Annotated in this window: 12 protein-coding genes; 3 read left to right on the plus strand and 9 right to left on the minus strand. The window is 69.5% G+C overall.

Features of this window, described 5'->3' with window-relative positions:
* The first annotated feature begins 134 nt into the window (after positions 1-134).
* Together ACFWFI_RS33970 and ACFWFI_RS33975 are read left to right on the plus strand one after the other, a co-directional pair.
* Entirely contained in the window at positions 135-1,634 is a 1,500-nt protein-coding gene (locus ACFWFI_RS33970; RefSeq protein ID WP_387397923.1) for an MFS transporter, read from the plus strand.
* 79 nt (positions 1,635-1,713) lie between these two features.
* On the plus strand, positions 1,714-2,487 hold the full coding sequence (locus tag ACFWFI_RS33975; RefSeq protein WP_387397926.1) for a TetR/AcrR family transcriptional regulator: 774 nt from the start codon (positions 1,714-1,716) through the stop codon (positions 2,485-2,487).
* Between the two features lie 17 nt (positions 2,488-2,504).
* Here the strand turns inward: ACFWFI_RS33975 and ACFWFI_RS33980 are convergent, their stop codons facing one another.
* The 5 genes from ACFWFI_RS33980 to ACFWFI_RS34000 form a co-directional block, all read right to left on the minus strand.
* Complete coding sequence (locus ACFWFI_RS33980; RefSeq protein ID WP_387397929.1) at positions 2,505-3,452, minus strand: NAD(P)-dependent oxidoreductase; 948 nt, start codon at positions 3,450-3,452, stop codon at positions 2,505-2,507.
* 8 nt (positions 3,453-3,460) lie between these two features.
* Complete coding sequence (locus tag ACFWFI_RS33985; RefSeq protein ID WP_387397932.1) at positions 3,461-3,931, minus strand: PPOX class F420-dependent oxidoreductase; 471 nt, start codon at positions 3,929-3,931, stop codon at positions 3,461-3,463.
* Positions 3,932-3,960: 29 nt separating this feature from the next.
* Entirely contained in the window at positions 3,961-4,776 is an 816-nt protein-coding gene (locus ACFWFI_RS33990; protein ID WP_387397935.1) for a YceI family protein, read from the minus strand.
* 183 nt (positions 4,777-4,959) lie between these two features.
* Positions 4,960-7,452, minus strand: a complete 2,493-nt coding sequence (locus ACFWFI_RS33995) for an MFS transporter (protein WP_387397938.1) — start codon at positions 7,450-7,452, stop codon at positions 4,960-4,962.
* 23 nt (positions 7,453-7,475) lie between these two features.
* Entirely contained in the window at positions 7,476-7,988 is a 513-nt protein-coding gene (locus tag ACFWFI_RS34000) for a MarR family winged helix-turn-helix transcriptional regulator (RefSeq protein ID WP_387397941.1), read from the minus strand.
* A gap of 328 nt (positions 7,989-8,316) precedes the next feature.
* Between ACFWFI_RS34000 and ACFWFI_RS34005 the strand changes: the two genes are divergently transcribed.
* A complete protein-coding gene (locus tag ACFWFI_RS34005) occupies positions 8,317-8,535 on the plus strand; it encodes a hypothetical protein (protein ID WP_387397944.1) in 219 nt (72 codons plus the stop codon).
* 259 nt (positions 8,536-8,794) lie between these two features.
* Here ACFWFI_RS34005 and ACFWFI_RS34010 read toward each other — a convergent pair whose 3' ends face one another.
* From ACFWFI_RS34010 to ACFWFI_RS34025, 4 genes are all read right to left on the minus strand, one after another.
* The gene (locus ACFWFI_RS34010; protein WP_387397947.1) at positions 8,795-9,661 is read right to left on the minus strand and encodes an RNA polymerase sigma factor SigF; all 867 of its coding nucleotides are present in this window, start codon (positions 9,659-9,661) and stop codon (positions 8,795-8,797) included.
* A 234-nt stretch (positions 9,662-9,895) separates the two neighbouring features.
* Positions 9,896-10,753, minus strand: a complete 858-nt coding sequence (locus tag ACFWFI_RS34015) for an RNA polymerase sigma factor SigF (RefSeq protein ID WP_387397949.1) — start codon at positions 10,751-10,753, stop codon at positions 9,896-9,898.
* A 186-nt stretch (positions 10,754-10,939) separates the two neighbouring features.
* Positions 10,940-11,233 (minus strand): Dabb family protein, encoded by a 294-nt coding sequence (locus tag ACFWFI_RS34020; protein WP_203181524.1) that lies wholly within the window; start codon positions 11,231-11,233, stop codon positions 10,940-10,942.
* A gap of 10 nt (positions 11,234-11,243) precedes the next feature.
* Complete coding sequence (locus tag ACFWFI_RS34025; protein WP_014155101.1) at positions 11,244-11,408, minus strand: hypothetical protein; 165 nt, start codon at positions 11,406-11,408, stop codon at positions 11,244-11,246.
* Positions 11,409-11,763 lie beyond the last annotated feature (355 nt).

The raw sequence follows: 11,763 nt of genomic DNA on the forward strand, positions 1-11,763 counted from the left end.
GGCTCCGGGGCCACCGCCCCGTCGTCGTCCCGGTGCCGAACGCATATGTGTTGTACGGCGTACAGGAAATGCCATACGGTGTACGGGAACCATCTCCCATACACCGTACAAGTGCACCGGAACCAGGAGCCCGCATGACGGCGACCGCCGCCGAGCAGAAAGATCTCGCCCCCGGGGGCGCCCATGCGCGGCGCTGGCTGATCCTCGGGGTCATCTGTCTCGCCCAGCTCACGGTGCTGCTCGACAACACCGTCCTGAACGTGGCGATCCCCTCGCTCACCACGGAACTGCACGCCTCCACCGCCGATGTGCAGTGGATGATCAACGCCTACTCGCTCGTCCAGTCCGGACTGCTGCTCACCGCGGGCAGCGCCTCCGACCGCTACGGCCGCAAGAAGATGCTGGTCGCGGGCCTGGCGATGTTCGGTGTCGGCTCTCTGGTGGCGGGGCTCTCGCAGTCCTCCGGGCAGCTGATCGCCGCCCGCGCCGGCATGGGCGTCGGAGGCGCGCTGCTGATCACGACCACCCTCGCGGTCGTGGTCCAGATCTTCGACGACAGCGAGCGCGTGAAGGCGATCGGCATCTGGTCCACAGTCAACTCCCTGGGATTCGCCGCCGGTCCGCTGCTCGGCGGGGCGATGCTCAACCACTTCTGGTGGGGCGCGATCTTCCTGATCAACATCCCGGTGGCGGTCATCGGGCTGATCGCGGTCGTCCGGCTCGTCCCGGAGTCGAAGAACCCCAGCGGTGAGCGCCCCGACCTGGTCGGCGCGCTGCTCTCCACCCTCGGTATGACCGCCGTCGTCTACGCGATCATCTCCGGCCCGGAGCACGGCTGGGGCTCCGGCCAGGTCCTGCTGACCGCCTTCGCCGGGGTCGCGGTCCTCACCGGTTTCGTCCTGTGGGAGCTCCATGTCCCGAACCCCATGCTGGACATGCACTTCTTCCGCAACCAGAGGTTCACCGGCGCGGTCGCGGGCGCCGTCCTCGTCGCCTTCGGGATGACGGGCTCGCTCTTCCTGCTCACCCAGCACCTGCAGTTCGTGCTCGGCTACGAACCGCTGGAGGCGGGGCTGCGCACCGCTCCGCTCGCCCTCACCGTCGTCGTGCTCAACCTCACCGGCCTCGGTGCCCGGCTGGTCCCGAAGATGGGGACGCCCGCGACCATCGCCACCGGGATGTGCCTGCTGTCCGCGGGGCTGGGTGCGATCGCGCTCCTGGGCGGCCACGGATACAGCGGCATGCTGCTCGGGCTGGTCGTCATGGGCGCGGGCATCGCGCTCGCCATGCCCGCGATGGCCAACGCGATCATGAGCGCCATCCCGCCGGAGAAGGCGGGAGTGGGTGCCGGGGTGAACGGCACGCTCGCCGAGTTCGGCAACGGGCTCGGGGTCGCGGTGCTCGGCGCCGTACTCAACTCGAGGTTCACCGCGCTCGTACCGGCCGTGGTCGGGGCGGCCTCGCTTCCCGCCGCTCTGGCGGCAGCGGACGGAGCTGCGGACCGCGAGCGCATCAGGGACGCCTTCGCCTCGGGCCTGGAGACCAGTCAACTGGTCGGCGCACTGGCGGTGCTGGCCGGCGGGCTGCTGGCCGCGGTCCTGCTGAGGCGGGCGGAGCGCACGGAAGCGGACTGAGAGCCCCAGGTGACGGGCATAGCATCGGACACGGGTGCCGGTACGCAGGAGTGCCACCGCAAGACGAGGAGTGTGCGCCATGGGGTCCGCGGCAGACCGTGTGAAGAACCCTTCCCGGGTCAGTGTGTGGCTGGACCGGCGTACACCCTCGCGCACCCGTAAGGCGGATCAGCCGGCCGGTCTCGACCGGGACAGGATCACGGCGGCGAGCGTGCGGCTGCTGGACGCGGACGGCCTCGCGAAGTTCTCCATGCGACGCCTCGCGGCCGATCTCGATGTCACGGCGATGTCCCTCTACTGGTACGTCGACACCAAGGACGACCTGCTGGAACTCGCCCTGGACACGGTCTTCGGCGAGATCCCGGCCACGCCGGAGGACACCGCCTGGCGCGACCGGCTGCGCGAACTGGCCACCAGCTACCGGCGGATGCTCGTCCGCCACCCCTGGGTCTCGACCCTGATCGGCAGCTACCTGAACATCGGACCGCACTCGATGCTGTTCTCGTACGCCGTCCAGGACGTCATCCGGGCCACCGGGCTGCCCCTGGAGAACCGGACGGGCGCGATGTCGGCCGTCTTCCAGTTCGTCTACGGATTCGGCAGCACCGAGGGGCACTTCGTGCAGCGCACGGTTGAGGCCGGGCTCAGCCAGGACGAGTACTTCCAGCGGGCGATGGGCACGATCCGCGCGGACCCCGAGCTCAAGCGGCTCATGCAGCCGTCCGAGAGCCTGATGGACGCGCGCGGCGGGGACACGGTGGAGGAGATGCGCGAGCGGGACTTCGTGTTCGCGCTGGACCTCCTGATCGCGGGCATCGAAGCGATGTGCGACCGCGCGGCGCGCCGGCCGTAACCGGTTGCGCCGGGCGCTCAGTAGCCGCGCCGGGTGTCCACCGTCAGTGCGGGCGTACGCCCGTCGGCGACAGCCTCCCAGCAGGCCTCGAAGTCGGCGACGACGTCCTCATCGGCCGTGATGCCGGCCGAGTGCGAGGTGATCACCGTGCGCGGAAGCCGCCAGGCGCGGTCCCCGGGGCCTGCGGGCTCGTCGGGCAGGACATCGAGTACGGCCCGGCGCACCGCCCCGCTGTGCAGCGCGGTCTCCAGCGCAGCCATGTCCACGGTCGCGCCCCTGCCCACGTTGACGAAGGTGGCGCCCCGCATCGCGGTGAACCTGGCGTCGTCGAAGAAGCGCTCCGTCGCACCGGTCAGGGGCAGTGTGGACACCACCCACCGGGCGTCCGCCAGCGCCGTGGCCTCTTCCTGGGAGCCGGCCAGGACCACCCGGTCGAAGCCCGCCGGTACGGCACGGAAGGTGCGGCCCACGCCCACCGTGCGCACGGAGCAGGCCCGCAGCAGGCCGGCGACCGCGGATCCGATGTGCCCGGTGCCGTGGATGACGGCGGTCCGCCCGGCGGCGAGTTCGGAGGGGAGACGGCGCCACTCCGACCTGGAGTGCTGAGCGGCGTGTTCCGGGACGGACTGGCACTCGGCGAGCACCCAGGCCAGCGTGTACTGGGCGATCCGGTCGCCCATCCGCCCCACGGTCCGCGTCAGCAGTGCCCCTTCGGGCCAGGGCCCGGCGGCGAGCAGCGCGTCCGTACCCGCGTTGACGCTGTGGAACCACAGCAGGTGTGAGGTCCGCAGCGGCTCGGGCAGCGTGTCCCCCACGTACACGAAGGGGCCGTCGGGCCCGGTGGCGTGAGCGGGTTCGGCCGGTCGCCCGGTGATCCGCTCCAGCTCACGGACCACGGCGGGGCCCACGGACGGGGAGGTCAGCAATCGGGCCCGCGCGAGCGGATCCGGGTGGGGTGGCGTCATCGCTACGGTCAGCTGCCGCCGGCCAGGTGAGCGGGGAAGCCCCCGGTGGCGACCGGGCTCCAGCGCTCCGGGGTGATCCGGATGATGGACTTCCCCTGCTTGAGCATCGCCGCCCGGTACTCGTCCCAGTCCGGGTGCTCACCGGAGATGTTGCGGAAGTACTCGACGAGGGGCTCGACCGATTCCGGTGAGTCGATCACCTCGGCCGAGCCGTCGATCTGGACCCACGGGCCGTTCCACTCGTCCGACAGGACGATCACGCTCACCCGCTCGTCCCGCTTGGCGTTACGGGTCTTGGCCCGTTCGGGGTACGTCGACACGACGATCCGTCCGGCGTCGTCGACGCCGCAGGTGAGCGGGGAGCCCTGGGGCCGGCCGTCGGACCGGGTGGTCAGCAGGATCGCCCGGTGCCTGGGACGCACGAAGTCCAGCAGTTCCCCGAGTTCCACGGCGGTGTTGGTCGCGATGTTGGGTGCCATACGGCCAACCCTAGGGCCTTCGGACGGTGTTATCCCGGGACGGAATCGCCCTGGACCGCCTGGATGTCGAGCTCCACGCGAAGGGTCGTGCCGATCGCGGAGATGCCCGCCTGCAGAACCTGGTTGTAGTTCATGGCGAAGTCGTCACGGCGCAGCTCGGCCGTGGCGTGGAAGGCCGCCCGCACCCCGCCCCACGGGTCGGGACCGGTGCCCAGGTAGCTGAGGTCGAGGTCGACGTCCCGTGCGATGCCGTGCATGGTGAGCACGCCGTGCACCGTCCAGCGGTCGGGTCCGGCCGGGGTCAGCGCGCGGGAGCGGTAGGTGAGCTCCGGGAACGTGTCGGCGTCCAGGAAATCGGCCGAGCGCAGGTGCTTGTCCCGCATGGTGTTGCCCGTGTCGATGCTGGAGGAGGCGATGAATGCCTCCACCCGGGAGTGCTGGACGTCCTCGGCGATCTCGATACGGCCGCCGAATTCGGTGAACCGGCCGTGCACGCTGGAGATCCCGAGGTGCTGGGCGACCGCGGCCACCGAGGAGTGGACCGGGTCCAGCGACCAGGTCCCCGGAGGCGGCAGTTCCACGCCGCCCTGCCTGGCCAGCACCACGGTCCCGGCTTCGACCCGGCCGCTGGCCGTGACGAGCGCGGTGGACGCGGCGGGGGCGTAACCCACCGCCGTGACGATCACCGTGTACGCGCCGGCCTGGAGGTGATCGTCGGTGCGGACGGCCCCGTTCTCGTCGGCGGCGGCACGGAGCACCTGGGTGCCCGTCATGTCGGTCACCGTCACGACCGCGTGCTGGACCGCCCAGCCGTCCCGCGTGCGTACCTGTGCGCGAAGTCCCATCCCGTGTTCTCTCCTTGCTCAAATCACTCGTGAAGCAGCGACTCAATGAGTCGGGCCCCGGGGCGGGATCGGCAGGCCGTCCCCTGCCTGCCGTTCCCACCACGGGGCCCATTTCCGCCGGCGGCCACAGCCTCTCCGCTCGAAGTGCTGTCCCGCCAGGGGTCTTTGTGAATCTTCCGGTTCTTAACTGCCCGGGTGGGCGAGTTCGATGTCGTGACCGTCGACCCCGCCGCCGCTCACGGTCAGCGAGCCGGCCACCGGCGGGTAGCCGGTCGCGATCACGGAGTACTCACCGGCGTCCAGGTCGGTGAAGGCGTACACGCCGTCCTCCCCGGTCGTCGACGTGGCGACCACGTTGCCGGCCGCGTCGATCAGCGTGACCCGGGCGTCGTTCAGCGGTGCCCGGCCGGAGCCGGCCCTGACGACACCCTTCACCAGCGCACCGGACCGCAGGGCCACGTCGACCCGGGTGACACCCTGGCCGCCGACCTCCACCGGCAGCGCCAGCGGACGGAAGCCCGCAGCCGTGACGGCGACGGTCACCGAGCCGGGGATCAGCTCACCGAAGGTGAACTCACCCGCGTCGCCCGAGACGCCCGTGGCCAGTACATCGCCGCGCACATCGGTCACGACGACCATGGCGCCCTGGACCGGGGTGCTGCCCTCGGAGGTCCGTACGGTCCCGGAGAGACCGCTCGTACCGGCGAGCAGGATGTCGAAGGCCAGCGGTTCGTCACCGACGACCACGGTGGATGCCTGCGGCTGGAAGCCGTCGGCGGAGGCGATCAGGACGTAACTGCCGGAGCCCGGGGCGTCCAGTGCGTAGCCGCCGTCGGCCTGGGCGACGGAACGCCCCAGCTGCCGGCCGCCCAGCGAGATCAGCGTGACGGCGGCACGGGCGACGGGTGCGCCCTCGGCGCCCCGCACCACACCGCGTACGGGCGTGCCCTGAATGGTCAGCTCCTTCGTGGCAGCCGTCCCCTCGGGGCTGCCGACCGAGGTGACCCCGGCCGTTCCCTCGGCGATCAGCGCGGTGGCGGTGGTCGCCTCCACGGACTCCGTCGCGGCGGCCACCTCGGCGGGAGCGTCGTTGCCCGCCTTCGTCTTCAGGGCGACCTCCTTGATGAAGAGCGTCAGGACGAAAGCGACCAGTGCGGCGGGCGCCGCGAACAGGAAGACGTCGGCGACACCGTGGCCGTAGGCGACCTCCATGACCGTACGGAGCGGGCCGGGGAGCGCGTCCAGGTCGGGGATGCCCCCGCCACCGGTTCCGCCGTGGCCCAGCGCGGCGCCCTCGGGGCCGAGGTCGGCGAGGCCGTCCTTGACGTAGTGGGTGACGCGGTTACCCAGGACGGCACCCAGCGCGGAGACGCCGATCGCACCACCGAGGGAACGGAAGAACGTCACGACGGAGCTGGCCGCGCCCAGGTCGGCCGGAGCCACCTGGTTCTGCGTGGCGAGCACCAGGTTCTGCATCATCATGCCGATGCCGAGACCCATGACGAACATGAAGATCGCGATCTGCCAGTACTCGGTGTCGTACCGGATGGTGCCCAGCAGCCCGAGACCCGCGGTGAGCAGGAAGCCACCGCTGACCAGCCAGGCCTTCCAGCGGCCCGTCTTGGTGATGATCTGGCCCGACAGGGTCGAGGAGAGGAACAGCCCGGCGATCATCGGGATCGTCATGACGCCGGACATCGTCGGCGACTTGTCCCGAGCCAGCTGGAAGTACTGGCTGAAGAAGACGGTGCCCGCGAACATTCCGATACCGACGAACAGCGAGGCCGCGGAGGCCAGCGTGATGGTGCGGTTACGGAAGAGGCGCAGGGGGATGATCGGCTCGCGAGCCTTGGACTCGATCAGCAGGAACAGCGCGACGAGCACGATGGTGCCGCCGAGCATCGTCCAGGTCTGCCAGGAGACCCAGTCGTACTTGTCGCCCGCGAAGGTCACCCAGAGCAGCAGCAGCGAGACCGCGGCGCTGATGAAGAACGCGCCGGACCAGTCGATCTTGACTCCCTCGCGCTTGACCACGGGGAGCTTCAGGGTCTTCTGGAGCACGATCAGGGCGATGATCGCGAACGGCACACCCACGTAGAAGCACCAGCGCCAGCCCATCCAGCTGGTGTCGGTGATGACGCCGCCGAGGAGCGGGCCGCCCACGGTGGCGACGGCGAAGACCGCGCCGAGGTAGCCGCTGTAGCGCCCGCGCTCGCGCGGGGAGATCATCGCGGCCATCACGATCTGGGCGAGGGCGGAGAGACCGCCGACGCCGATGCCCTGCACCACACGGCAGGCGATGAGCATCCCGCTGCTGGTCGAGAGACCGGCGACTATGGAGCCGCCCACGTAGATGAGCAGGGCGATCTGGACCAGCAGCTTCTTGCTGAACAGGTCCGCGAGCTTGCCCCACAGCGGGGTGGTGGCGGTCATGGCCAGCAGCGAGGCCGTCACGACCCAGGTGTAGGCGCTCTGTCCGCCGCCGAGGTCGGAAATGATCTCCGGCAGGGCGTTGGAGACGACCGTCGACGACAGAATCGCGACGAACATGCCGAGCAGCAGCCCGGTCAGCGCTTCCATGATCTGCCGGTGTGTCATCGGCGTGCCTGCGGGGGCTTCGACAGCCCCGTGCTTGGCGTGGCCGCCCCGCACACCGGATGGTGTGGTCGTAGCCATTTAAATCCTTGTCTTTGCTTCTGTTACACGGGTGTACGGGTGTGCGAATCGTCGGAGTGCCCGGCGCGGCAGTCGCCGCTGTGCTTCCCGGGGGTACACCCTCCGGAGCCGCGGCAGGAGAAGCTGTCGCGCAGCCGGGACAACAACGTGTTGAGCTGTCCGACTTCTTCGTCGGACCAGTCGATGAGGTTGTGGGCGAACATTTCGGTGGTCCGCCGGGTCAGCTCGTCGAGCAGTTCCTCACCCGCGGGGGTCAGCCGCAGGATGCGGGACCGCTTGTCCGCCGGGTCCGGGAACCGTTCGACCCAGCCGCTCTCCACCGCGTGAGTCACATGGCGGCTGGTCACCGACATGTTCACGGCCAGGAGTTCGGCAAGCCGGGTGATCCGCATCTCGCCGTACTTGGCCAGCAGCGTCAGCACGCCGGCGGAGCCACCGGGGCACTCGGCGGGCAGGATGCGGACGAGCCCCCGTTTGACGGCTCCGACGGCGCTGAGCTGCCGGGCCAGTTCTTCGTACTGGCTCCGTGCTGCCACCGACCCTCCAGGACGTCTCGCGAGGTCATCTTGTTGCTTAGGGCAACGATAGAAGCAGTTGGTTGCCGCAGGCAAACGAAATGGACCTTGCAGAAGTAAAGGAACGCAAAAGCCTGCGTAGGGGCTCGGTCAAGCGTGCAGCGCACGGGGGGTGGGCCGCGCCGGATGTGTTCCTCGTCACGAGGTGGGGGCCCGGGAAGACGCCCGTGGAGGCGGTGCGGAGCGCTCCGGCGGCCAGGTGAAGAGCACGTGTGGGCGAAGGAGGGGCATCGTCCGCTGTCGGCCCGGGGGTTGGGCGGAAGGCCTGCGTTCGCTAGGGTCCTGGACCATGGCACACAACCCCCACGCCCCGCAGCCGGGCCCCGAGGGCACTCACGACCCGGCGGGCAGCACGCAGATGTTCCGCGCGTTTGTCGACGAGGGCGAACCGCAGCGCAGGCAGCAGCCCGCCGCCGCGACCTCGTCCGGACCGAAGACCGGGGTGATCGTGGCCGTCGTCGCGGTCATCGTGGTCCTCGGCGCGGTCGCCTGGCTCGCGCTCGGCTGACCGTCCCCCGTCACCGGCCGGTCCCGCCGCCCCCTGCCCGGGGGCGCTGAGGGCCTGCCAGGCGTCCACATGAGCGTGTACGCCGTCCTTCCGCACCGCTCCCGCACCGCCCGTCGGCGCGGGAGCGTCTGCGTTGCCCGCCCGGCGCGGAAACCCGCGGCCCGCCCGGCACGGGAAGCCCGGACACGGCGAGGCCGCCGGGGCGGCGATCGTGGTGCCCCGGCGGCCGATGAGCCGTTCCGAACGGACCCGCCACGGGTCAGTCGGCGATGAGCCCCTCCCTGAGCTGGGTGAGCGTCCGGGTCAGCAGCCGGGAGACGTGCATCTGCGAGATGCCGACCTCCTCACCGATCTGCGACTGCGTCATGTTGGCGAAGAAGCGCAGCATGATGATCTGCCGCTCGCGCGGGGCGAGCTTGGCCAGCAGCGGCTTCAGGGACTCGCGGTACTCGACGCCTTCCAGCGCCGCGTCCTCGTATCCCAGACGGTCCGCCAGCGAGCCCTCGCCGCCGTCGTCCTCGGGGGACGGCGAGTCCAGGGAGGAGGCCGTGTAGGCGTTGCCCACGGCCAGGCCGTCGACCACGTCCTCCTCGGAGACCCCGAGCGCCTTGGCCAGCTCCGGCACCGTCGGCGAGCGGTCGAGCTTCTGGGCGAGCTCGTCGCTGGTCTTGGTGAGGGCGAGCCGCAGCTCCTGGAGCCGGCGCGGCACCCGCACCGACCACGAGGTGTCGCGGAAGAAGCGCTTGATCTCCCCCACGACGGTCGGCATCGCGAACGTGGGGAATTCCACGCCCCGTTCGCAGTCGAAGCGGTCGATCGCCTTGATCAGGCCGATCGTCCCGACCTGGACGATGTCCTCCATGGGTTCGTTACGGCTCCGGAACCGTGCCGCCGCGTACCGCACCAGCGGGAGGTTGAGCTCGATGAGTGTGTCCCGCACATAGGCCCGCTCAGGGCTGTCAGTTCCGTCGGGGCCCGAGGGGGGCCCCAGTGCGGCGAGCCGCAGGAACAGGGAGCGGGACAGGGTGCGGGTGTCGATGGCTTCCGGCGAGCTGGTGAGCACGGCAGGTGCCGGCACGCTCTTCGTGAGCGTGAGCACCTTCGAGCTGCCCTGTTCTGTGGACATGCCACCCCCTTGAGGTCGCGGACGGTCGCGGTGGCCACGACCATCGGAGGAACGCAGCCTCCACCTGAATACCGGAGGTAGGGCTGCGGCAAACGCGGTTCCAGCAGAATGTCACATGTCGGCAACACGCTGTAGTGACATGTCGACAAGTCAGCGCCGAAACTGTGCAGGAAACAGGGGGTGTGAGGCTTTTACGCCCCCGGATCCAGCCCTCCTGGGGTCTACCCGTTCTGGTTACGCTTCGATCCTGTTTGCTGATCGCAGTCGGGCGAAACTTCTGGCCAGAAGCCTTGACACATGCATCTGGGAGACACCCAGTTCGGCGCTGATCTGTGACTGCGTCAGGTTGTTGTAGTAGCGCAGCAGCAGGATCCGCTGCTCACGCTCGGGCAGCTGTACGAGCAGGTGCCGCACCAGATCGCGGTGTTCGACCCCTGCGAGCGCCGGGTCCTCGTAGCCGAGCCGGTCCAGGAGTCCGGGTAGCCCGTCACCCTCCTGGGCCGCTTCCAGTGAGGTCGCGTGGTACGAGCGGCCGGCCTCGATGCAGGCGAGGACCTCGTCCTCGGAGATCTTCAGGCGCTCGGCGATCTCGGCGGTGGTCGGTGAGCGGCCGTGAGCGGTCGTCAGGTCCTCGGTGGCGCCGGTGACCTGGACCCAGAGCTCGTGCAGCCGTCGCGGCACGTGAACGGTCCGTACGTTGTCCCGGAAGTAGCGCTTGATCTCGCCGACCACGGTGGGCATGGCGAACGTGGGGAACTGGACGCCGCGTTCCGGGTCGAAACGGTCGATGGCGTTGATCAGGCCGATGGTGCCGACCTGGACGACGTCCTCCATCGGTTCGTTGCGGCTGCGGAAACGGGCCGCCGCGTACCGCACGAGCGGCAGGTTCGCCTCGATCAGCGCGGTGCGCACCCTGTGGTGCTCCGGGGTGCCGGGTTCGAGGTCCTTGAGCCGCCCGAACAGCACCTGGGTCAGCGCCCTGGTGTCCGCGCCCCTGGTCCGGGCGGGCATGGTGGGGTCGGGGGTCTCGGTCTGGATGTCGTCCGTCTGGACGTTCTGGGGCGGGACTTGAGGCGCTGTACTGGCCGGCACGGTGTCGCCACCCCTTTGCGGTCAACTACGGTCAACTCATCCGTCAAAAGCGGTCATAGCATCACAAGACATGTCCACTGTGTGCAAGCACCGCATGGAGTCGTGTTGAGGGCCTTTTGGTTTAAACATGCCGAAAAGCCCCTCTCCTGTAGGGGAGGGGCCGGCGCGACCGGATGTCCGAAAGAGTCAGAAGGGGTAGTCGGCGATCACCCAAGTGGCGAACGCGCGCCACTGGCCGGCCGCGGCCTGGTGCTCGGGGTGCTCGACGTACCGCTTGAGCGCGTCCTCGTCGGCGACCGCCGAGTTGATGGCGAAGTCGTAGGCGATCGGCCGGTCGGTGATGTTCCAGGCGCACTCCCAGAACTCCAGCTCGGGGATCTTCCCGCCGAGCTCCCGGAAGGCCTCCGCACCCGCGACGACCCGCGGATCGTCCCGCTCGACGCCGTCGTTCAGCTTGAACAGGACCAGGTGGCGGATCATGGTGGTTCTCCTACTTCACGAGCTCGGACATGAAGTCTCCGACGCCCTGCGCGGCGCTCGAAACACCCTCGAACCCTATTTGAACGAGGTCGGCGCTCCGCTCGGGAGAGGTGATGATCGTGTACAGCACGAAGACCACAATCATGTAGAGCGCGATCTTCCTCGCTTGCACCACAGCCCCGCCCCTCCTCTTCGATCACCCGTGCAGTCGGGTGATTCTAGCCGCACGTATGGCCGTATCCGCTGGCCGTTTCCGATCACTGATGAGGCTTTTAGGGTCGAAGGACCCTTCGATTCGGGCCCTTTGTCGGCGGGCGCGGCTTACGGCAGGGGGGAGTATGGGCAGAGGGCCCGCCACACCGACAGGAATGCGCGGGCCGAGGAACGGGACCTCCACGAGGTCCCCACCGCGTGACTTCCCCCCGACCGCGGCGAGGACCTACGGTCCCCGTTCTCACCGGGGGAAGCGGCTTGTCCCCCCGATGCCGCTTCCCCCGACCTGACGTCCGAAGGGCCCGGCGCATCGCGCC

This window comes from Streptomyces sp. NPDC060209 (genome assembly GCF_042728155.1).
In the GTDB taxonomy this organism is placed as follows: Bacteria; Actinomycetota; Actinomycetes; order Streptomycetales; family Streptomycetaceae; genus Streptomyces.

Excerpts from the sequence above, each read along its gene's own strand:
- ACFWFI_RS33970 (WP_387397923.1), top strand. The coding sequence starts at position 135 with ATGACGGCGACCGCCGCCGAGCAGAAAGATCTCGCCCCCGGGGGCGCC.
- ACFWFI_RS33975 (WP_387397926.1), top strand. The coding sequence starts at position 1,714 with ATGGGGTCCGCGGCAGACCGTGTGAAGAACCCTTCCCGGGTCAGTGTG.
- ACFWFI_RS33980 (WP_387397929.1), bottom strand. The coding sequence starts at position 3,452 with ATGACGCCACCCCACCCGGATCCGCTCGCGCGGGCCCGATTGCTGACC.
- ACFWFI_RS33985 (WP_387397932.1), bottom strand. The coding sequence starts at position 3,931 with ATGGCACCCAACATCGCGACCAACACCGCCGTGGAACTCGGGGAACTG.
- ACFWFI_RS33990 (WP_387397935.1), bottom strand. The coding sequence starts at position 4,776 with ATGGGACTTCGCGCACAGGTACGCACGCGGGACGGCTGGGCGGTCCAG.
- ACFWFI_RS33995 (WP_387397938.1), bottom strand. The coding sequence starts at position 7,452 with ATGGCTACGACCACACCATCCGGTGTGCGGGGCGGCCACGCCAAGCAC.
- ACFWFI_RS34005 (WP_387397944.1), top strand. The coding sequence starts at position 8,317 with ATGGCACACAACCCCCACGCCCCGCAGCCGGGCCCCGAGGGCACTCAC.
- ACFWFI_RS34010 (WP_387397947.1), bottom strand. The coding sequence starts at position 9,661 with ATGTCCACAGAACAGGGCAGCTCGAAGGTGCTCACGCTCACGAAGAGC.
- ACFWFI_RS34020 (WP_203181524.1), bottom strand. The coding sequence starts at position 11,233 with ATGATCCGCCACCTGGTCCTGTTCAAGCTGAACGACGGCGTCGAGCGG.